Source organism: Nonomuraea sp. NEAU-A123, from assembly GCF_018603905.1.
In the GTDB taxonomy this organism is placed as follows: Bacteria; Actinomycetota; Actinomycetes; order Streptosporangiales; family Streptosporangiaceae; genus Nonomuraea.
Map to the genome: position 1 here is coordinate 120,761 of NZ_JAHFZZ010000025.1, position 20,438 is coordinate 141,198.

19 protein-coding genes and 1 pseudogene are annotated in these 20,438 nt (G+C 70.2%); 11 read left to right on the top strand and 9 right to left on the bottom strand.

Annotated features, from left to right (window positions below; all coding sequences use genetic code 11):
• Positions 1-10: 10 nt before the first annotated feature.
• Both dhaL and KLK06_RS48425 read right to left on the bottom strand, forming a co-directional pair.
• Positions 11-610 (bottom strand): dihydroxyacetone kinase subunit DhaL, encoded by a 600-nt coding sequence (gene dhaL, locus KLK06_RS48420; protein WP_214642520.1) that lies wholly within the window; start codon positions 608-610, stop codon positions 11-13.
• An 11-nt stretch (positions 611-621) separates the two neighbouring features.
• Complete coding sequence (locus KLK06_RS48425) at positions 622-1,623, bottom strand: dihydroxyacetone kinase subunit DhaK (protein WP_214642521.1); 1,002 nt, start codon at positions 1,621-1,623, stop codon at positions 622-624.
• A gap of 125 nt (positions 1,624-1,748) precedes the next feature.
• Between KLK06_RS48425 and KLK06_RS48430 the strand changes: the two genes are divergently transcribed.
• From KLK06_RS48430 to KLK06_RS62720, 8 genes are all read left to right on the top strand, one after another.
• Positions 1,749-2,564: a GntR family transcriptional regulator gene (locus KLK06_RS48430; RefSeq protein ID WP_214642522.1), complete on the top strand. Its 816-nt coding sequence runs from the start codon at positions 1,749-1,751 to the stop codon at positions 2,562-2,564.
• Positions 2,565-2,646: 82 nt separating this feature from the next.
• On the top strand, positions 2,647-4,008 hold the full coding sequence (locus KLK06_RS48435) for a sugar ABC transporter substrate-binding protein (RefSeq protein WP_214642523.1): 1,362 nt from the start codon (positions 2,647-2,649) through the stop codon (positions 4,006-4,008).
• Positions 4,009-4,074: 66 nt separating this feature from the next.
• Positions 4,075-4,992, top strand: a complete 918-nt coding sequence (locus tag KLK06_RS48440; RefSeq protein ID WP_214642524.1) for a carbohydrate ABC transporter permease — start codon at positions 4,075-4,077, stop codon at positions 4,990-4,992.
• Positions 4,989-5,873: a carbohydrate ABC transporter permease gene (locus KLK06_RS48445; protein ID WP_214642525.1), complete on the top strand. Its 885-nt coding sequence runs from the start codon at positions 4,989-4,991 to the stop codon at positions 5,871-5,873. Before KLK06_RS48440 ends, KLK06_RS48445 begins: the two co-directional genes overlap by 4 nt.
• Complete coding sequence (locus tag KLK06_RS48450; protein ID WP_214642526.1) at positions 5,873-6,865, top strand: alcohol dehydrogenase catalytic domain-containing protein; 993 nt, start codon at positions 5,873-5,875, stop codon at positions 6,863-6,865. The genes KLK06_RS48445 and KLK06_RS48450 overlap by 1 nt, the downstream gene beginning before the upstream one ends.
• 35 nt (positions 6,866-6,900) lie before the next feature.
• Positions 6,901-7,671, top strand: a complete 771-nt coding sequence (locus KLK06_RS48455) for a class I fructose-bisphosphate aldolase (protein WP_214642527.1) — start codon at positions 6,901-6,903, stop codon at positions 7,669-7,671.
• Positions 7,672-7,673: 2 nt separating this feature from the next.
• Complete coding sequence (locus KLK06_RS48460) at positions 7,674-8,957, top strand: FGGY family carbohydrate kinase (RefSeq protein ID WP_214642528.1); 1,284 nt, start codon at positions 7,674-7,676, stop codon at positions 8,955-8,957.
• 263 nt (positions 8,958-9,220) lie between these two features.
• Complete coding sequence (locus KLK06_RS62720) at positions 9,221-10,645, top strand: ankyrin repeat domain-containing protein (protein WP_214642529.1); 1,425 nt, start codon at positions 9,221-9,223, stop codon at positions 10,643-10,645.
• 31 nt (positions 10,646-10,676) lie between these two features.
• Here KLK06_RS62720 and KLK06_RS48470 read toward each other — a convergent pair.
• From KLK06_RS48470 to KLK06_RS48480, 3 genes and pseudogenes are all read right to left on the bottom strand, one after another.
• Positions 10,677-11,051 (bottom strand): annotated as a pseudogene (locus tag KLK06_RS48470) (YciI family protein); the annotation flags it as partial.
• Positions 11,052-11,078: 27 nt separating this feature from the next.
• A complete protein-coding gene (locus KLK06_RS48475) occupies positions 11,079-12,572 on the bottom strand; it encodes a carboxylesterase/lipase family protein (RefSeq protein WP_214642531.1) in 1,494 nt (497 codons plus the stop codon).
• Between the two features lie 75 nt (positions 12,573-12,647).
• Positions 12,648-13,490, bottom strand: coding sequence for an alpha/beta fold hydrolase (locus KLK06_RS48480; protein ID WP_214642532.1), 843 nt, complete (start codon positions 13,488-13,490; stop codon positions 12,648-12,650).
• A 102-nt stretch (positions 13,491-13,592) separates the two neighbouring features.
• Here KLK06_RS48480 and KLK06_RS48485 point away from each other — a divergent pair, with 102 nt between their 5' ends.
• The gene (locus KLK06_RS48485) at positions 13,593-14,408 is read left to right on the top strand and encodes a helix-turn-helix domain-containing protein (RefSeq protein WP_250907182.1); all 816 of its coding nucleotides are present in this window, start codon (positions 13,593-13,595) and stop codon (positions 14,406-14,408) included.
• Positions 14,409-14,610: 202 nt separating this feature from the next.
• Here KLK06_RS48485 and KLK06_RS48490 read toward each other — a convergent pair whose 3' ends face one another.
• Positions 14,611-15,267 carry a CBS domain-containing protein gene (locus KLK06_RS48490; protein WP_214642533.1) on the bottom strand — a complete coding sequence of 219 codons (657 nt, stop codon included), beginning with the start codon at positions 15,265-15,267 and terminating at the stop codon, positions 14,611-14,613.
• Between the two features lie 351 nt (positions 15,268-15,618).
• Here KLK06_RS48490 and KLK06_RS48495 point away from each other — a divergent pair, with 351 nt between their 5' ends.
• Positions 15,619-16,512, top strand: coding sequence for an ABC transporter ATP-binding protein (locus KLK06_RS48495; protein ID WP_214642534.1), 894 nt, complete (start codon positions 15,619-15,621; stop codon positions 16,510-16,512).
• Positions 16,509-18,098: an ABC transporter permease gene (locus KLK06_RS48500; protein ID WP_214642535.1), complete on the top strand. Its 1,590-nt coding sequence runs from the start codon at positions 16,509-16,511 to the stop codon at positions 18,096-18,098. The genes KLK06_RS48495 and KLK06_RS48500 overlap by 4 nt, the downstream gene beginning before the upstream one ends.
• Positions 18,099-18,147: 49 nt before the next feature.
• Here the strand turns inward: KLK06_RS48500 and KLK06_RS48505 are convergent, their stop codons facing one another.
• The 3 genes from KLK06_RS48505 to KLK06_RS48515 are packed head-to-tail and all read right to left on the bottom strand — an operon-like array spanning position 18,148 to position 20,417.
• Positions 18,148-18,624 (bottom strand): nitroreductase family deazaflavin-dependent oxidoreductase, encoded by a 477-nt coding sequence (locus KLK06_RS48505; RefSeq protein WP_214642536.1) that lies wholly within the window; start codon positions 18,622-18,624, stop codon positions 18,148-18,150.
• 3 nt (positions 18,625-18,627) lie between these two features.
• Positions 18,628-19,824: an FAD-dependent monooxygenase gene (locus tag KLK06_RS48510; protein WP_214642537.1), complete on the bottom strand. Its 1,197-nt coding sequence runs from the start codon at positions 19,822-19,824 to the stop codon at positions 18,628-18,630.
• Positions 19,821-20,417: a TetR/AcrR family transcriptional regulator gene (locus KLK06_RS48515; protein ID WP_214642538.1), complete on the bottom strand. Its 597-nt coding sequence runs from the start codon at positions 20,415-20,417 to the stop codon at positions 19,821-19,823. The genes KLK06_RS48510 and KLK06_RS48515 overlap by 4 nt, the downstream gene beginning before the upstream one ends.
• Between the last annotated feature and the right edge of the window lie 21 nt (positions 20,418-20,438).

Consider the following 20,438-nt stretch of genomic DNA (forward strand, 5'->3'; position numbering starts at 1 on the left):
CCGGCATGTCTCATCCGCAGGCGGCTTCGACCAGCAGGGCCACCGCGACCGCTCCCGGATCCAGGACGCCGCGGGCCACTTCACCCACGTAGCTCGCCCGGCCGCGCTTGGCGAGCAGCTCCGCGGTGGCCTCGGCACCGGATCGCGCGGCGGCGGCCGCGGCGGCCAGGGCCTCGTGGATGCCGCCGGTCGCCGCCGCGAGGGCCTCGGCGGCGGGGGCCATGGCGTCCACCATGGTCTTGTCTCCCGGTTTAGCGCCGCCGAGCCGCTGCACGGTCGAGGTTCCGTCGGTGAAGCCGCGGGCCAGGTCGGCCACGCCGACTGTCGGGGCGCGGGTCGCCTTCGCCAGGTTTCGGAACCACATGCCGAACAGCGGGCCGGACGTCCCGCCCGTGTTCAGGAAGGCGGTCGAGACCACGTCGAACACGTCACCAGGGGTGGCGGTCTCGGTGGCGTCGAGCGCGGTGCGGGCACGGCCGAGGGCCGACCGCAGGTTGGCGCCGAAGTCGCCGTCGCCTGTTCTCCGGTCGAGGTCGGTGAGAGTCTGCTGCTCGCGGTCGAAGGCGGCGAAGAACCGGCCCATCCACTCCCGCGCGTCGGATCCGTTCATGTGAAAGCCTTTCACCAGGTCAGGGCGGGCGTGCGTACGGGCGCGTCCCAGAGCGCGACACGGGTGTCGTCGGCGCGGACCAGCGTGATCGACAGACCGGCCATGTCGAGCGACGTGACGTACGGACCGACCAGGCTGCGCGCCACCTCGATGCCGCGCCCGGCCAGTTGCCGGTGCACGGCCCGGTGCACCAGCGCCAGTTCGAGACCGTGCGTGGCGCCGAGGGAGTTGACCACGACGAACACGCCGTCGCCCCGGCCGAGGCCGAGCGCGGCGACCAGCCGGTCGAGCAGGTCGGCGGTGAGCTCGTCGGCGCTCGCGTACGGCCGCCGGCCGATGCCCCGCTCGCCATGGATGCCGACGCCCAGCTCGACCTCGTCGTCGGCCAGTTCCCAGGCGGGAGCCCGCTCGCCGGGGTGCGCACCGGCGGCCAGCGCGATGCCCATGCTGCGGGCGTCCCCGACCACTTCCCGGCCGAACCGGGCCAGCCGCGGCAACTCGGCCCCTTGCTCGGCCAGAGCGCCACAGAGTTTCTCGACCACCACGACCGCCGCCGTGCCGCGCCGTCCGGGCCCTTCACCGTCGGCGCGTTCGGAGGCCAGGTCGTCGTCGACGAGGACCTGCTCGACGGCGGCGCCCTCGTCACCGGCGATCTCGGCGGCGATCCGGAAGTTGAGCACGTCGCCGGTGTAGTTCTTGACGATCTGCAGGACGCCTTGACCAGTGTCCACCGCGGTCGTCGCGGCCGACACCTGCAACGCGGTCGGGCTGGCGAACACCGCGCCGGGCACGGCCGCGTCGAGCATGCCGGTGCCGACGAAGCCGGCGTGCAGCGGCTCGTGCCCGGAGCCGCCTCCCGACACGAGGGCGACTTTGCCGGTGGCGGGTTTCGCCCGGGTCACGTACGCGGGCTCGGGGTTCAGCCTCAGGAGTCCCGGATGCGCCAGGACCAGCCCTTCGAGCGCTTCGGGAACCACGTGTTCGGGGTCGTTGAGAAACTGTCGTCGGCTCATGCGCAGCCTTGTCTCCTGTGTAACAAGCTCTTGACGTGCTGGAAAACTAACGCCTACATTGCTCCTTGTCCAGACTGTACGTCTTGTACGTACCAGGGCACTGACCTCAGATTATGGAGTCCTCCGTGAACAGACCCGACGACGGCAAAGCCATCAACCGCGTCTCGGTCGAGCCCTACTACCTCCAGCTGGCCGACCGGATCCGCAAGCAGATCTCGGACGGCACCCTCGCCATGGGCGACCGCCTGCCGAGCGAGGGCGAACTGGCCACCACCTGGAACCTCTCCCGGGCCACCGTCCGTGAGGCGCTCCGGCTGCTGGAAGAGCAGGGCTGGGTCACCCGCATCGCCCGTCGCGGCGCGTTCGCCTCGATGCCGCCACAGCGGGGATGGCTGCTGCAGGGTCGTGAGGGTTTCTTCGAGGACGAGGTCGAAGGTCGCCAGCGCCAGGTGATCACTCAGGTGCTGCGCGCCGAGCAGGTGCCGCTGCCGGAGTCGGCCGTCGAGGCGCTCCAGCTACCTCCGGGCAGTCACGGCTACGTCCTCGAGCGGCTCCGCGAGCTCGACGGCAAGGTCGCTCTGTTCTCCATCAACTACCTGCCCCCGCAGATCGGGACCTTGGTGTCGCGCAGCGACGTCCCGACCGGCGGCGGCTCACTCAACAGCACCCTGCGCAAGGCGGGCTACGCCGTCGCCAGCGCGTCCCGCACGGTCGAGGCCGTCGCCGCGGAGGGTGGCATCGCCGACCTGCTCCAGGTGTCCTCCGGCACGCCGCTCCTGAAGATCAAGTCGACCTCCTGGGATACGAACCTCGTGGCCTTCGATCACCACGAGGTCTGGGTACGCAGCGATGTCGTCCACGTCGAGATCCAGGTCGGCGCCCCCACACCGGCCTCCACCACCTCACACTCCCCCGAGATCGGCCGGATCGTCAGCCCCTGACCCCGCCGAGGACGTAACCGAACCCGGGCCCGCCGCCGAGGCGGCGGGCCGGTCCACCCCTGCCCGTTTCCAGGAGGACTCCATGCGTCTCCGCAACAGAAGAATCAGCGCGGCGCTGCTGGTCATCGGCACCATGGCCGCCGCCTCAGCCTGCTCAGACCCCACCGCCGGGAAGGACGCCGCGGGCAACGTCACGATCACCGTGGCGCTCGCGGCGAACCCGCAGATGAAGACCGCCGAAGGCCTGATCTCCGACTTCGAGCAGAAGAACCCCGGCATCAAGGTCAAGTTCACCACTCTGCCGGAGAACGACCTGCGCCCCGCCGTCACCAAGGACGTCGCCACGAAGGCCGGCCAGTACGACGTGACGATGATCGGCAGTTACGAAGTGCCGATCTGGGCGAAGAACGGATGGATCGTTCCACTCGACGACTACGTCGCCAAAGACACCGCCTGGGATTCGGGCGACGTACTGCAGCCGATCAAGGACATCGTCTCGGCCGACGGCAAGCTCTACGGCGCTCCGTTCTACGGCTCCAGCTCTTTCCTCTTCTACCGCAAGGACCTCGCCAAGAAGGCCGGCGTGACGATCCCCGAGCAGCCCACCTGGGAACAGGTCGCCGAGGCCGCGGCCAAGATGGACGACAAGCAGGCCGGCGTCTCGGGCATCTGCCTGCGCGGCCTGCCCGGCTGGGGGCAGAACCTGGCCCCGCTGACCACGGTCATCAACACCTTCGGCGGGCGCTGGTTCGACGAGAAGTGGCAACCGCAGCTCACCTCGCCCGAGACCACCAAGGCCGTGCAGTTCTACGTGGATCTGCTGCGCGAGCACGGCCAGCCCGACGCCGCCAAGGACGGCTGGGAGGGCTGCCTGCAGCAGATCACCCAGGGCAAGACCGCGATGTGGTACGACGACACGGTCTTCGCCGGCTCCGTCCTGCAGCAGGCCACCCCGGAGATCAAGGACAACGTGGGTTTCGCTCTGGCGCCGGTGGAGAAAACTGAGGCCTCCGGCTGGCTGTGGTCCTGGGGGCTGGGGATCACTCAATCCAGCAAGAACAAGGACGCCGCCTGGAAGTTCGTCTCGTGGGCGACCAGCAAGGACTACATCAAGCTGGCCGGGACCAAGGCCGGCTGGGACTCGATCCCGCCCGGCTCGCGCGCCTCGACGTACACGATCCCGGACTATCAGCACGCGGCCAAGTCCTACGCCGACCTGACCCTGAAGTCGATCAACGCGGCCAAGCCGAAGCAGCCGACCGTCCAGCCGGTGCCCTACACCGGGGTGCAGTACGTGCAGATCCCGGAGTTCACCGACATCGGCGACTACGTCTCCCAGCAGATCGCGGGCGCCATCAGTGGCACCCAGACCGTGCCGCAGGCGCTGCGGAAGTCCCAGACGTACACCGAGAGCGCCGTCAAGAAGGCCGGTTACCTCAAGTAGCCGCCCGGGTGGCGTCGCGAAGGCCACCACCCGCGACGCCACCCGACAACCAGGAAAAGGTAGGACATGACCGCCATCGCCACAGGGGCGAGCCCGGCGAAGACGACCCGGCGCGGGTCATGGAGCCGGCGCGCCCCGCTGCTGCCGGCTCTCGTCATCACGCTCGCGCTCACGCAGATCCCGTTCGTCCTGACGATCTGGTACTCACTGCAGCGCTGGAACCTGCTCAACCCTGGCGAGCGGAGCTTCACCGGGCTCGCCAACTACCAGGCCACGTTCACCGACGGCACCTTCTGGAAGTCCATCGGGAACACCGTGGTCCTCACCGCCGGGGCGACGGTCGTCAGCATGGCCATCGGGCTGGTGCTCGCGATCCTGCTGCAGAAGAAGTTCCCCGGCCGTGGCCTCGCCCGTACGCTCGCCATCACGCCGTTCTTCATCATGCCGGTGGCAGCCGCGCTGTTCTGGCGCAGCGCGATGTTCGACCCGTCGTTCGGGCTGCTCGGCTGGCTGACCGATCTGGCCGGGCTGCCGCGCGTGAGCTGGCTGAGCGAGCAGTCGATGCTGTCCATCACCCTGATCACGTCCTGGCGGTGGACGCCGTTCGCGATGCTCGTGCTGCTGGCCGGGCTGCAGGCGATGCCCGACGAGCAGATCGAGGCCGCGCGGGTCGACGGCGCGGGGTGGTGGTGGCAGTTCCGCGGCGTGATCCTGCCGCATCTGCGGCCGTTCCTCGAGCTCACGGCGCTGCTGCTGAGCATGAACCTGATCCAGACGTTCGGCGAGATCGCCCTGCTCACCGCCGGCGGTCCCGCGTACGGGACCACCAACATCACGTACTACGTCTACCTGCGTGCGTTCAACTCCTTCGACTTCGGTACGGCGTCGGCGTACGGACTGGTCACGCTGGTGCTCACGATCGCTCTCGCGATGCCGGCGCTGCGGCTGCTGTCCGGCATCTTCCGGCAGGAGGGACGGCGATGACCGTCACGACCCCACAATCGACCGCCGTCGCCGCGCCCGCCGAGATCCGGGCCGAGCCTCGACGCCGGCCGGACATGGACACGGCCCGCTGGCCGGTGGCCGTGCTGGGCTGGCTCGGATCGTTGCTGCTGTTCTCTCCCATCGCGTACATGCTGCTCAAGAGCTTCCAGAGCGAGATCGACGCGGCCTCGCCGGCACCCAGGCTGATCTTCCAGCCGACGCTCGGGCACTACCGGGACGCCTTCGGCGCGGGTTTCTGGGCGTATGCGGGTAACTCGATCGCCGTCGCCGTGGTCTCCACGATCCTGGTGCTGGTGCTCGCCGTACCCGCGGCGTACGCCCTGTCCGTACGGCCGGTGCCCAAGGCGCAGGACGTGTTGTTCTTCTTCATCAGCACGAAGATGATGCCGATCGCGGCGGGCATCATCCCGATCTATGTCGTCGCCCAGCAGCTCAACCTGCTGAACACCGTGACCGTGCTGATCATCCTGCACCTCGGCATGAACCTGCCGCTGGCCGTGTGGATGATCCGCTCCTTCTTGCAGGAGGTTCCGGGCGAGGTGCTAGAGGCCGCGGCGATGGACGGAGCGGACCGGCCGCGCATCATGCGCAGCATCGTGCTGCCGCTGATCCGGCCCGGGCTGTGGGCGACCGCCCTGCTGTCCTGCGTGTTCTCCTGGAACGAGTACTTCTACGCCGTGAACCTCACCACCACCGCCTCCACCCTGCCGGTGTTCATGCAGAAGTTCCTGTCGTTCGGCGAGCTCTACACCGCGCAGGTCGCGGCCGTCGCCACCGTGGTGAGCGTCCCGGTCGTGATCCTCGGCTGGATCTGCCAGCGCAGTCTGGTGCGCGGCCTGCTGTTCGGAGCGGTGAAGTGATGCGCGCGATCGTCCTGGACGGCAACGGCCACGTGGAGCTGACCGAGCTGCCCGACCCGGTACCCGGCCCGGAGGACGTCGTGATCGCCCCCGCGGCGGTCGGCATCTGCGGCACCGACCTGCACCTGGTCGAGGGCAGCTACGCCACCGGCCGGTACCCCGTCGTGCCTGGCCACGAATTCGCCGGCACCGTGGTCGAGCTCGGCGCGGACGTGCGCGGCCTGTCCCCCGGCGACCTGGTCGGCGTCGACCCGAACATCCACTGCGGCGTGTGCCGCTGGTGCCGGATCAAGGCCTACAACCTGTGCGTACGCCTCGAACCCGTCGGGGTGACCCGCGCCGGCGCCTGCGCCGAGAAGGTGGTCGTCCCGGCCCGCGTCACCTACCGCCTGCCCGCCGGCGTCGACGCCACCACGGGCGCGCTGATCGAGCCGCTGGCATGCGTACTGCACGCCCTGGACCGCGCCGGGGACCTGAAGGACAAGGACATCCTGGTGTACGGAGCGGGCTCGATCGGCCTGCTGCTGTGCGCCGTGGCGAAGCAGCGCGGCGCCGGCCGGATCCAGGTCGTCGAACCGCACGCGATCCGCCGCGACACCGCGCTCCGCCTCGGCGCCGACCGGGCAGCCGCCTCCGCGGGCGGCCTCGACCTGCCCGGCGGAGCCCAGATCGTCGTGGAGGCGAGCGGTCATCCGTCCGCCGTCGCCGACGCGCTGGAGCGGATCGCGGTCCGCGGCACCCTGGTCCAGATGGGCGTGACCGCGCCGGAGACGGCCGTACCCCTGCATCCGTTCGAGGTCTTCGAAAAGGAACTGACGGTGCTCGGCTCGAACAGCCTCGCCGACTGCTATCCGGCGGCGGTCGAGCAGATCACCGACCTGGCCTCGGTCATCCGGCCGCTGGTCACCCACGAACTTCCGCTCGCGTCCTACGCCGACGCGCTCGCGGTCGCCGCCTCACCCGAGGCGCTCAAGGTCCACATCACCCACTGATGGGAAGGCAACCCCTGATGACTATGGCTTACCGCATGACCCGGACGCTGCCGCAAGATCGAACGGCCATCATCATGCCCGTCGACCACGGGCTCATCTTCGACCGCCTGCCGGGCCTGGAGAACCCGGCCGCGGTGGTCGAGGAGTTCGGCGACGACGACATCACAGGCTTCATGATGAGCCCCGGCCTGGTCGTGCGTACCGAGCAGTACTTCGCCCAGCGCCCACATCTTTCCCGGGTCATGGCGATTGACGCGTTCTACCACTACACCGACGCCTCCACCGGCTTCGGGGCGTTGCAGCACAGCGTCGAGGACGCTGTCCGGCTCGGCGTTGACTGCGTGAAGATGCTGATGCCGTGGAACACCACCAAGGCCGAGCAGGCCGCGCTGGTGACCCGCGTCGGCAAGGTGATCTCCGACTGCGAACGCTGGCAGATCCCGCTGATGCTGGAGCCGGTGCTGCTGGGCGCGCCGCGCACCGCGGAGGTCGTCGCGGCCGAGGAGCAGGCCGCGCGCATCGCGTTCGACCTCGGCGCGCACATCATCAAGATCGCGTTCCCCGGGGAGGAGGGCACCCACCGCCTCGTCGAGGAGCTCGGTCTGCCCGTCGTCATCGCCGGCGGCCCTCGCGCGGGTGAGCCTGCCGAAACCGTCGAGGCCGTCCGGCAGACCGTCGTGGCCGGTGCTCGCGGCATCATCGTCGGCCGCAACATCTGGCAGCGCCCCCTGCCGGAGGCGCACGCCATCGTCGAGCGGCTGGCCGCGCTCTCGCGTACCGGCGGCCGCGCGCTGCAGACCATCTGACGATGGGAGACGTCTGGGCCGGCGCCGACCTGGGCAGCACCAACGTCAAGGTGCTGCTCACGGACGGCGACGGCACCGTACTCGCCCGCGCGGCCCGGCCCACCCCGAGGGCCGGGCCGCGCACCCATCCCGGCACCCTCGTCGACACCCTTGAGGAACTGATCCTCACGGCCGCCCGCGGCCTCTCCCGCCCCCGGCTACGCGGGGTCTGCGTCGCGGGTGTCGGCGAGGACGGCGTGCTGCACGCCGCCGGCCGGCCGCTCGGCACGGCGCTGCCGTGGTTCGACCCGTCCCGCCGCAGCGTGCTCGACCGGCTGGCCGAACTACGCCGTCCGGACGACCGCACCCGTTACGGGCTGGAACTCGACGCCGCCCGTACCATCGCGGCCTGGGCCCTGCTCCCGTCCGAGCAGATCGCCGCGGCGACCGGCTGGGTGGCGTGCACCGACTACCCGGCCCTGCACTGGACCGGCCGCGCCGTCATGTCCAGCAGCCTCGCCGCCCGCACCGGAGCCTGGCTGCTGGAACCAGGCAGGTGGGATCCCGACCGGGTCACCCCGTTCCTGCCGCTTGAGCTGTTGCCACCGGTCGTCCCCGCCGGCACCGTGGTCGGCGAGCTGCGCAGCCCGCGGCTGGCGCGACTGCTCGGCTCTGACGCCGTCGTCGTCGCCGGCGGCCACGACCACCCGATCGCCGCCTCCGTCGTGCACCGGCAGGACCCGGGCGCGCCGCTCGACTCGATGGGCACGGCAGAGGTCATCGTGCGGACCGTCACGGCCGACCGGCCACCGCCCGGCGCCGATCTCTCCCCCGCGATCCTCGGCACCGGCCGGACCGCGCTCACCGTACTGGAACTGGACCGCAACATGTCCTGGCTGCGGGGCGCGGGCCTGGCCCCCCACCTGGACGCGGTCCTGGCCGGTGACCTCACGGTGACACCCCCCGGTGCACACGTGTTCGTACCGGGTGCCGAAGGTGGCGAGGCTCCCCGCTGGACTCCGGCGGCCGAGCGGCTGTCCAGCGAGCAAAGGGCGGCGGGCGCGGTGTGGCAACTCGCGCGGGCCGGCACCACTGCTCTGCGTCGCTTGGCACCCGAGGCGCAGGTCGTCTACGCGGCTGGTGGATGGACCCACTCGCCGGGGTGGATGCGGCTGAAGGCCGCGACGGCGGGGCTGCCGTACCGCGTCCTCGTCGAACCGGAGCTGTCAGCCCTCGGCGCGGCCCAGCTCAGCCTGCCCGGCCCGATCCGGCCTGTAGCGCTTCAAAAGTCATCGCAGCGACCTTGACCCGCACCGTGAAAGGGTGACCGCGCCTGCTCATGGGCCGGGCGCGGTCGGCTGCGCGCCGAAGGCCTGGCCGTGCAGGGTCCGTCAGCCGCAACCAGCTATACCCGGAAATAAGATGATGGGGTACGCTCAGGTTTCGCGTTTTCGGGGCGCGACCGGTCCGCGGGAAGAGCTCAGCCCACCCGATCCTCACTCGTTTTGCGTCATTCCTCCTTTTCGGCCCGAAGCTGCGGACGTCGGGCACATCCGAAAGGGAGGTCTTCGTGACCAATCGTCTGCCCGAAAACCCCAGTCTCGGCCATCTGAAGAACGAGGCCAAGCAACTGCTGCGCGGCGTACGCGCGGGCGAGAGCCGCGCGCTCGCGACGGCGGGCGGGTGGCATCCAGGAGAGCTGTCCGAACTGCGGTTGGCCGGCGCCCAACTGGTGGTGGCCCGCAAGTACGGCTTCACGAGCTGGCCGCGGCTGCGCGCGCACCTGGCGATGGTGGACGAGTTTGCGCGCCGGCCACACGAGGTGGGCCCGTCGGCCGACTCCGCGACTGAGTTCTTGCGGCTGGCCTGCCTGACCTACCACGCACCCGCGAGCACCGAGACCGCGGCGCGGCTGCTGGCCGCCCATCCGCGGATAGCCGACGCGTCGGTGTGGACGATGGCGGCGGTCGGCGACGCCGCCGGGATGGCACGCGCGGTGGCGGCCGACCCCGCATCGGCCCAGGCACATGGCGGCCCGTTCGGCTGGGAGCCGCTGCTGTACCTGACCTATTCACGGGTGACGCAGTCCGATGCCGTGGGGACAGTGCGGGTCCTGCTGGCGGCGGGCGCTGATCCGAACGCCGGCTACCTGCCCGAGGGGCTGGCGCCGCCGTTCACCGCGTTGACCGGGGCGCTGGGCGGAGGAGAGCTGGGGCAACCGCCGCACCCGCGGGGCCTGGAGCTGGCCCGGGTGCTCCTACGGGCGGGGGCGGACGCCAACGACGGCCAGGCCCTGTACAACCGCGGACTCCTGAGTGATGACACCGGTTACCTGGAGTTGTTGCTGGAGTTCGGGCTCGGCCGTGGGGACGGCGGGCCGTGGCGGGCCAGGCTGGGCCAGGTGCAGGACTCGCCGGCCCGCATGCTGAAGAACACGGTGCTGACAGTCGCGTTGCGTGGCCAGGCGGGCCGGATGCGGTGCCTGCTGGCGCACGGCGCGCCCGCCGACGTCAAGGGCGACGGGCATCCGTCCTTCGGCGGGCACACGGCACTGGAGCTGGCACTGCTGGGCGGGCATACGGAGGTCGCGCGGCTGCTGACCGATGCGGGAGCCTCCGGCACGCTCCGAGGGCTGGACGTCGCGGAAGCGGCGATCATGCGAGGGGATCGGGAACAGGTCGAGCAGTTGCTGAGCGCCGATCCGGGACTGGCCCGACAAATCCTGACGCGGCGCCGCGATCTGCTCATCAACGCCGCGGAGTACGGCCGGGTGCCAGCCGTACGGCTGGCCTGCGCGCTGGGCTTCGACGTGAACGCGCGCCTTCCGTCGACGGCGTTGCACAAGGCGGCGCGGGCAGGCCACCTGCCGATGGTGCGAGCGCTGTTGGAGCTGGGAGCTGACCGGTTGGTACGGGATCACGATTACGATGCCACGCCGCTGGAGTGGGCACGCTCCGCCGGCCAGGCGAAAGTGGTGGAGCTCCTGAGCCGGTAGCGGCCGGCTCGCCGACGAGACAGCGGACATCTCACTGTTGGACACCCCAAAGCCGATCACCTTCGCATGCCATCGACCCGGAGCCGCCCGTTCGCGGGTTAGGAGGGCCGCCCGCCGAACTGCCAGTTGTGCAGCTCGATGTCGGCACCAGGTACCGGTTGCCGCCGGTCCGGCCGCCGGGGAAATCCCACATGGTGCGCCCCAGCGTGTTGCGCCACCGTCGCAGGAGAACGTCCCGGTATACGCCAGCCTGGTCGTTCGGCTCGTCGAAGGCGAACGCACGGGCGGCGACGGGATCGGGCAGGTCGACGATGTGCACGCTGCCGGTGGGTGTGTCGCCGTCGTCGGCCATGGGCGGGCCTCGGGCGATCATCTCCTTCGCGTACCCATCCATAGCGCTCGGACAGTGGGCGCGCCCGGGGTTCTCTTGCCGTTACCGGATGCGGTCCCAGCAGGTGCGCTCGGCGGCGGCCGGGTCGTCGACGGCAGTGATGCGATCGGAGATCAGGCCGGTGGCGCGGCGGCTGGTGTCGTAGGCCGGCCATCCCGGGTCTCCGCGGGTGATGAAGTCCACCCACACCTTGTGCGCCTGGTCGGCGACGGCCTGCGACGGCGTGGCGCCGAGGCGCGGCCGGACGTCATCGCGGCCGATGGTGTCGAACACGTACGGCACCTCCGCGCCGTGACACGCGCCCAGCCGGTTGTTGTCCTCGGGATCGGGGTGGTCGAACCGGTAGGTCCATGTGTTCGCCGTCCCCTGACAAGCGCGGGCTTCGGCGACCCGGATCGACGGGATGGCGTAGAACCAGTCGGTGACGACGGCGGCCAGCAGGTCGCCCGGGCCGGCTCCCGGCCGGTTGGCCCGGTAGGCGGCCAGCGACTCCGCAGGCAGGCCGTACGTTCCGGCAGCCGCCTCGAGCGTCGCATCGTCGATCAGGTCGATGACGCCCGGCGCGACGAGGAACAGCCGGGCTTCGTCACGGTTCGATCCGATCAGCAGGCCGACGTCGGCGCCCTGCCCCGCGCTGATCGCCGGCAGTGGCGCCTGGGGCAACGTGACGCCGTCCACAGTCGGCGCGAACGGCAGCAAGTTCAGCGCGAGCTTGCCCCACTTGATCGGATCGGGGGTGGTCTGCACCTCGACGACCAGGTCCGACGCGGCCTGGATGAGCCGCTCGAGCGGCACCGCTTTGATCGAGTCCCGATCCGCCGGCACGCCCAGCGAATCGGCGAGGAAGCCGCTGACCTTGAGCGCTTCGTCGCGGGTAAGCGTGTGCGCGGCCGCGCCGCTCTGCGCGATGGCCTGGCTGAACATGCCCTCAGCGAGCGGCATCGACAGCAGCGCGGTCACGCTCATGGCCCCGGCCGACTCGCCGGCCACGGTGACCCGCGACGGATCGCCGCCGAACCTGGCGATGTTGGCCCGCACCCAGCGCAGCGCCGCAAGCTGATCCAGCAGGCCGAGGTTGGCGATGCCATCGTCGAGGAAGAGGAAGCCATCGGCGGCCAGCCGGTAGTTGACGGTCACGCACACGACGCCGTCGCGCGCGAACGCGCTGCCGTCGTACTCGCCGACCGACCCGGATCCGTTGGTGAACGAGCCGCCGTGGATCCAGACCAGCACCGGCAACCCGGTCGCGCCCGGGTCGGGTGTCCACACGTTGAGGTTCAGGCAGTCCTCGCCGGGGATCACCACTTCCGGGAAGAGCGGTGCGTACTGCGGCGGGTAGCTGCCCTTGGGCGCCGTCGGGCCGTAGGCGGTGGCGTCGCGCTCGCCGTCCCAGGGCTGAACGGGCTGTGGCGATCGCATCCGGTTCGCGCCGAACGGAGCCGCGGCATAGGGGATGCCGAGGAAGGCGGAGACCCCTGACCTGACCTTGCCGCGGACGGCTCCGTCCTTGAGCTGAACGAGCGGGCTCTCGGCCATGTGTTGCTCCTTTGCGATGTTCGCTGAGCCTGTTGTAAGAGGGGGTACTGCGATAAGCTCGACCGCTCCCCAAGATCATCCGCTGTGTTCTGTCGCGGCGAAGGCCAGGAGGGGTGTGGCGATCCGCGGCGGATCCTCGAGTATGGGTGAGTGTCCGAGACCGGGCAGCAACTCGACGTTCGCGCCTGGAACGGTGCGGTAGTCGGCGGCGGAGGAGGATCGCCATCTGCGGTCGTCCTCGCCGAAGATCACCAGGAGCGGCTTGCCGAGGGCCGTCAGCCGATCCGGGAGCGCCTGCTGCTCCAGGTAGTGGCGGGTGCCCTGCATCGTCGCGGTGAGCGTGTGGTAGGTCATGGCGCGCACCTCGTCCAGGAGCTCTTGTGGGATCTGGTAGCCCGCGCGGCTGAATCCGGTGCTCGCGAACTGGCGGATCTGCTCGTCGGTCGGCGGCCACTGCGCGGGTTCGATCGCGGCGGACTCCGATGGGATGAAGGCGTTCAGGCTGGGTCCGGTGTTGATGAGCGCGAGCGCGGTCACCAGGTCGGGTCGCTGTTCGGCGAGGGCGGTGGCGACCGCGCCGCCGCTGGAATGGCCGACGACTATGGCGTGCTCGATGCCGAGCCGGTCCAGTGCCTCGCCGACCCGGCGTCCCTGGTCCGGGGTCGCGTAACTACGATCGGCCGGCTTGGCCGACCGGCCGTGGCCGAGCAGGTCGATCCGGATGACGCGATGGGATCGGGTCAGCAGCGGTACCAGCGCGTCCCACGAGCGGGTCGAGGAGGCGGACCCGTGGATGAGCAGGAGTACGGGGGCATCGCGGGGGCCGTCCTGGCACACGTAGATGTCGCCGTCGTCCAGGGACAGGGTCGTACTCTCGGCATCGCTCTTCACCTGTGGTCCGCCGTCAGAAATGGTCATGAGCCCACTGTCGCCGCTGGTGCGCGGCGGTGGATTGGACGAATGTCCTTCAGCCGGCCCGCGTAGCATGGTGCGGTGCGTACGTTCGTGCACGGTGCGGCTATGTGGGATGTCGCATGCCCGCAGCGGCCCAGCCGGGTGGCCGGTGTCACCATGGCCGGGTTCCGTGTCCGTGACCTGGACGCGCTCCGGATGGTCCCGCACCCGGCTGTGACGCTGCTTGTGGAGTTCGGCACCGGTTCGCCCGTCCTGGACTATGCCGCCGGGCGGCAGCAGCGGGGAAGCGTCGTCGCCGGGCCCGGGCTCGGGTCCGGCGGCGCGGTCTGGGCGCGGGGGGAGAATGTCGAGTGTGTGCAGGTGCGGCTGTCCCCGGTGATCGCACGCGCGGTTCTGGGCGTCTCCCCCGCCGACCTCGACGGTGCCGTGGTGGCCCTCGATGACCTGTGGGGCCGGGAGGCGTCACGGATCCGTGAGCGACTGGGCGATGTCTCCTCCTGGCAGGATCGCTTCGCGTTGACGGACGCGCTGCTCGCGCGCCGGCATGAGGCGGGGCCGCCGGTAGACCCGGAGGTGGCCTGGGCTTGGGACCGGATCGTCGGCGGCCGGGGCCTGGTCCGGGTCGACGGACTTGCGGGCGAGGTCGGATGGAGCCGTAAACGCCTGTGGTCCCGGTTCCGGTCGCAGCTCGGCCTGCCGCCCAAGCGCGCCGTGAAGCTGGTCCGCTTCGACCACGCCGCCCACCGCCTGGTCGCGGGTGAAGGAGCGGCCCGAGTCGCGGCCGACGGCGGCTACGCCGACCAGTCCCACCTGCATCGCGACGTGGTGGCGTTCACCGGGGTAACCCCCGCGACCGTGGCCGACGAGCCATTTCTGGCGGTTGACGACATCGCATGGGCCGGCCACGGAGCCCCCCGTTAAGGATCCATGCCTGCCCGACAGCGTCTTTGATCTGGAACACACCTTCCGGCTGTTCAAGCCATGACGGTCACTGTCGGTGAGGGTCAGTGTGGGACATGCCGCCGCCGTCGCGATCGGCAGGACTCCCGCTCAGTCTTCGGGAACAGTCGAGAGTCGGCAGCACGTTCGGCCACATGTCGGCTGTCGGAGGCGGTGTCCGCGCCTACAAGAGCGGCGGGACGATGAGGAGGTCGTCTTTGTCGTAGGTGAGCTCGGAGACGACGTCGATCACGCCCTCCACCCGGCGGATCTCCTCCACCAGTTGGACGGCCTGGGAACCGCGCGCCACCCGGCCGCTGACCGTCACCACTCCGCCGGAGACACTGACGGACACCGGCTTCAGGTCACCGATCACAGCTTGGACATCCCTCTCCAGCTGGCCCGCGGACCAGGTGAAGACACGCAGCACGTCCGACTGGCGCAGGGTGCCGACGATGCGCCCGGTGACCGCGTCGATCACCGGCAGTTGCTTGATCCGTTTCTCGTGCATCAACCGCGCCGCGTCGCGAACCGGGGCTCCCGGGGTCACGGTGATCGCGGGCGTGCTCATGAGCGTGGAGGCGGTGACCGCGGCTGCCTTCTCGTGTTCCTCGCGCCGCTTGCGGCTCTCGAAGATCGAGACGCCGTGCCGTACCGGGTCCACCTCCTTGAGCAGCAGATCGTCTTCGGAAACGACCCCCACAGGCCGGCAATCAGCGTCGACCACGCTGACCGCTCCGACGGCGTATCGCCGCATCGTGCGTACGATCTCGGCGAACGACGCGTCCTCCAGAACCGCGATGGCGACGTTCCTCATGACGTCCCTGACCTTGACGGACATGGCGGTCTCCTCTCACCTCTCCCCCGCAACGATGCTCTTTGGGCCTTGTGGCCAGCATGGGCGAACGTCCCTCGTCGCCGAGTCTTTGGTCCCGGTTCAGCAGGAGCCCTCTGCCCCGAGGTCGGCCGGTGGGAGAGCTCAACATCCAGATTGCTGGTCACGCAGGGCGACTGAGCGTTCCCGGCGTCGGCGACACATCTGATCGCCGGACTCAGGAAAGTTCGCCGGACGGTTCAACGGATTCGCGGAAATGCATCTGGTGTGGAGGGATCGGTGCTGTTAACGTCGATCGTGGAGCGCCGGGAAGTCTGGTCGGCAACGTCATATCGGACCGGCTTCAGGGAGGCGCCCATGTCGGGCAATCCTGCCATCCTCATCAGCGGACTAACCAAGAGCTTCGGGCGCGTGCGCGCCCTGGACGGACTCGACCTCACCGTGGACACGGGCGAGGTCCACGGCTTCCTCGGCCCGAACGGCGCGGGCAAGACCACCACCCTGCGTATCCTGCTCGGTCTGCTGCGGGCCGGCTCCGGCCACGCCGAACTCCTCGGTGGCCACCCATGGCGCGACGCGGTCGAGCTGCACCGGCGCCTGGCCTACGTACCCGGCGACGTCGTGCTCTGGCCGACGCTGTCCGGCGGCGAGGCCATCGACCTGCTCGGGCGCCTACGCGGCGGGCTCGACCAGCGGCGCAAGAAGGCGCTGCTGGAGCTCTTCGACCTCGACCCGACCAAGAAGGGCCGCGCCTACTCCAAAGGCAACCGGCAGAAGGTGGCTCTCGTCGCGGCTCTGGCCTCCGATGTGGAGCTGTTGCTGCTGGACGAACCGACCGCCGGGCTCGACCCGCTGATGGAGGCCGCCTTCCGCGAGTGCGTCACCGAGGAGCGCGGCAACGGCCGTACGGTGCTGCTGTCCAGCCACATCCTGTCCGAGGTCGAGGCCCTGTGCGACCGGGTCACCATCGTCCGCGACGGCCGAGCCGTCGAGAGCGGCACTCTGGAGCAGTTACGCCACCTGACCCGCAGCTCCATCACCGCCGAGCTCGACCGGATCCCTGACGGCCTGGCCGAGCTGGCGGGCGTGCACGAGCTGGCCGTCAGCGGCTCCCGCGTGCGCTTCGAGGTCGAGGCCGACCGGCTCGGCGGCGCGCTGCGACTACTCACCGACGCGGGCGTACGCAGCCTGACCTGCCAACCGCCCACCCTGGAAGAGCTGTTTCTGCGGCACTATCAGAGCGCGTCATGACGGGCACGTTCGCGCTGGTACGGCTGGCGTTGCGCCGTGACCGCCTCCTCCTGCCGGTCTGGATCATGATGATCACGGGCGCCATCGCGGCCACCGCCTCGGCGATCGGCGAGCTCTACCCCGGCATGGCACAGCGTGTCGCCCTGGGCGTCACCATCGGCTCGACCCCCGCGCTGCAGGCGCTCACCGGCCCGGTCTTCGACGCGACATCGGTGGGCGGTCTGACCGCCTGGCGAGCGACCACTCTGGCCACCGGCCTGGTCGGCTTGATGAGCATCATGGTGGTGACCAGGCACACCCGCGCGGAGGAGGAGACCGGCCGCGCCGAACTGATCGGGGCCTGCGCGGTCGGCCGCCACGCGATCCCGGCGGCCGCGGTGATCGTGGCAGGTGGCGCCAACCTCCTCATCGCTTTCCTCCTCACCGTGACTCTGATCGGCCAAGGACTTCCCGGCTCCGGCGCGCTCGGGTTCGGGCTCGCGGTGGGCGGCACCGGGTGGGTGTTCACCGGCATCGCCGTGGTGGCCGCGCAGGTGACCGAGCATGCCCGCACCGCCAACGGGCTGGCCATCTCGGTACTCGGCCTGGCCTACCTGCTGCGGGCTTCGGGTGACGCCGCCGGTGTTGAGACACTGGCGTGGCTGTCGCCGTTGGGCTGGGCTCAGCGGGTACGAGCTTTCGCCGGCGAACGCTGGTGGGTGGTCGGCCTGCTGGCGCTGACCGGACTCCTCCTGGTCGGACTGGCCGCGCTGCCGGCCAGGCGGCGAGATGTGGGCGCTGGCCTGCTGCCGCCCCGGCTCGGCCCATCGGATGCGGCGCCGAGCCTGGCCAGTGCGCTGGCGCTGGCGTGGCGGTTGCAACGGGGCGGGCTGCTGGGCTGGATGATCGGCTTCGCGATCGGCGGGGCCATGTTCGGCTCGCTGGCCCAAAGCGTGGGCGACATCGTCAACGACAACCCTCAGCTCGCGGCGATCCTGGAGCGGATAGGCGGCGCGGGGGCGCTGGTGGACACCTTCCTGGCCGCCGTGATGGGGCTGCTCGGCCTGGCCGTGGGCGGTTTCGCCGTACAGGCCACACTGCGGTTGCAGGGCGAAGAGGCCGGCATCCGAGCCGAGCCTGTGCTGGCGGCGGCCGTACCCCGCTGGCGGTGGACGCTCAGCCACCTGGTCATCGCTCTGGGCGGCACCCCGATCATCATCACAGCCGGCGGCCTGGCGGCCGGGCTGGCTCATGGCGTGCGAACGGGCGAGGTTGGCGAGCAGGTCCTCCGGCTGCTGGGCGCGGCCTGGGTACAGGTGCCCGCGGCGTGGGTGCCGGCCGGGATCGCGATGCTGTTGTTCGGCCTGCTGCCCCGGCTGACCGCACTGGCCTGGGCGGCTCTGGTGGCCTTCGCCCTGCTCGCCCAGCTCGGCGAGCTGCTCCAGCTCGATGACTGGATCAGGAGCCTGTCGCCCTTCGCTCACCTCCCCCAGGTGCCCGGTGGCGAGGTGAGCGCCGCGCCGCTGCTCTGGTTGACCGCCGTCGCGATAGCGCTCGCTCTGGTCGGTGTCGCCGCGTTCCAGCGACGTGACCTGGCCGGCTACTGACATGGCGGGAGATGTCCTGCGGTGATCGGTGCTGTTCTCCGTGACCTGGTCAGCAGGCGCGTGGCGCGAACCGCACGAACGGGATGCGCCGACCGACCTCCTGGTAGTCCTCCGCGCTGCCGTCGATCGCGAAGCCCATGATCCTGCAGAGCTGGCGGGCGGCGGCGGGGTGCCGGGGCCCGTACCTGGCCATGATCTCCGCGCCTTCGTCGGCGGGCAGCGGAGTGGCGGTCACCTGGAGGGTCCGGCCACCGATCTGGATGGTGATCTCCGGGGTCTTCATGACGTTCTGGTACCAGTCAGCCTCCGCTCCGAATCCAGAGGCGGCCACGTAGCCGTGCTCTCCGTGTTCGATGACCTCGATGACGGCCTGGCGCTGCCGGCCGGAGACGCGGCCGATGTGGGCGAGCAGCATGATCCGGCGGCCCAGCAGCGGGCCCAGCCCGATCCGGTACAGCCGGATGGGGAGCCGCCACAGCCTGCGACGCAGCCCGGTCGGCGGGCTGGGCTTTTTGATGATCTGCATGGGTCAGTCCCTTCTGAAGTCGATGGCGGTTATGGCGTCCTGCGGCGGCAAGATGGTGCCGACGCCGAACTGGCGGCGCAGCACGGGCGCGAACGCGTCGCGCATGATGAGTCGGCTGATGAGGTTCTGCGCGATCAGACCGGTCCGGGTGCCGGGCACCAGTGACCGGGCGAAGAACAGCGCGTTGCGTTGCCGCCGGGTCACCTCACGGCGCATCCGCTCCTCATAGCTGCGGAACGCGCGCGCGTGGTCGCCTTGGGTGTGCAGTGCTTCGGCCAGGATGTAGGCGCCGGCCATCGCCATCGACACGCCCTGCGCTGACACCATGGTCATGCAGCCGCACGCGTCGCCGATCAGAGCCACCCGGCCGTGGTGCCAGGTGGGCATCACGATCTGGGTCATCGTGTCCATGAAGACGGCCTCGCCGGACGGGGCGTCGGCCAGCAGCGACGGCGTGATCCATCCCATGCCGTCGAAGGTCGCGCGGAGCAGATCCAGTCGCCGCCCACGCGGGACGCTCCCGCCGTAGGGCGCCTTGAACAGCAGCAAGGCGATCAGCTCGCCGGTACGCCCGGTGGGATAAACGACGGCCTGCCGGCCGGGCTCCGTGTAATGTGCCCGGATCCGTCCAAGGTCGTAGCGATCCGGCACCGCGTAGGAGGCCAGATGGCAACCGAGATAGCGCGCGAACTCGGCTTCGGGGCCGAAGACCAGCCCTCGTGTGACCGAGTGGATCCCGTCGGCACCCACCAGCAGGTCAAACGCCTCCGTGTCACCTCCGGCGAAGTCGACCTCGACGGCGGCAGCGGTGTCGCGTACCGCGATGACGGTGTCCCCGTAGCGGATCTCCACGTCATCCTGGACCACGTCGAGGAGCGCTCCCTCAAGACCGCTGTGCATCAGCCCCAGGTGCGGCCCCTGGATGACCTTGGCCAGCAGCTCGTTCGTCAGCCGGGCGGTGGCCTTGCCGGACGCGTCGACGAAGTCGACCGAGTCGACCGGTAACTGGTGTGGCGCCAGCCGGTCGATGATGCCCATGCGGGTGGCGACGTCGTAGCCGGTGCCGAAGAAGTCGATGCCATAGCCGCCCAAGCGGCCGTGCGAGGCGCGCTCCACGACCACCGGCTCGAATCCGCGGCGACGTAACCAGTACGCCAGCGTCAAGCCGGCGACGCCGCCACCGCATATGAGAACCCTCATGCCCGCCCCTCTCCCAGCAGATCCCCCACCGCGTCCAATGCCTCGCCGACCGGCATGCCGGGGTCGAGCATGTAGTGCAGCATCAGCCCGTCGATCGACGCGGCGATCAAGGTGGCCGCGCCGATCAGCCGTGCGGGCGGCCAGCCGGGGTGGAGTTGCCCGATACGGTCGGCGATCTGCACGCGGGCCTCCCGCAACTGGTCCCGGAGAACCTCCCCCAGGACCGGGTCGCGCATCGCCCCCGCGATCAGCTCCACCGCCAGCCGGGTCGTCCGCTCATCACCGGTGGCCTGTGGCAGCAGTTGCCGGACCACGACAAGTGCCGCCCGCTCGTCCATCGCGCCGAGGAGCTCGGCGACCAGCGGGTTGATGATCAGATCCGCGGCACGCCTGGCGATCGCCGCGTGCAGGCCGGGCAGGCCGCCGAAGTGATAGTGGATCAGGCCAGGACGGGAGTCCGCGCGCTCGGCCACGCCGCGCGTGGTGACGGCCGGCCATCCGCGCTCACACAGCAGCGCGATCCCGGCATCCACCAGTTGCTCCCGGCGCCGATCCCCGCGCACTGAACTTGGCCGATCGCCCAAGTTGGTCATGTGGCCAAATTAGCACGCGAA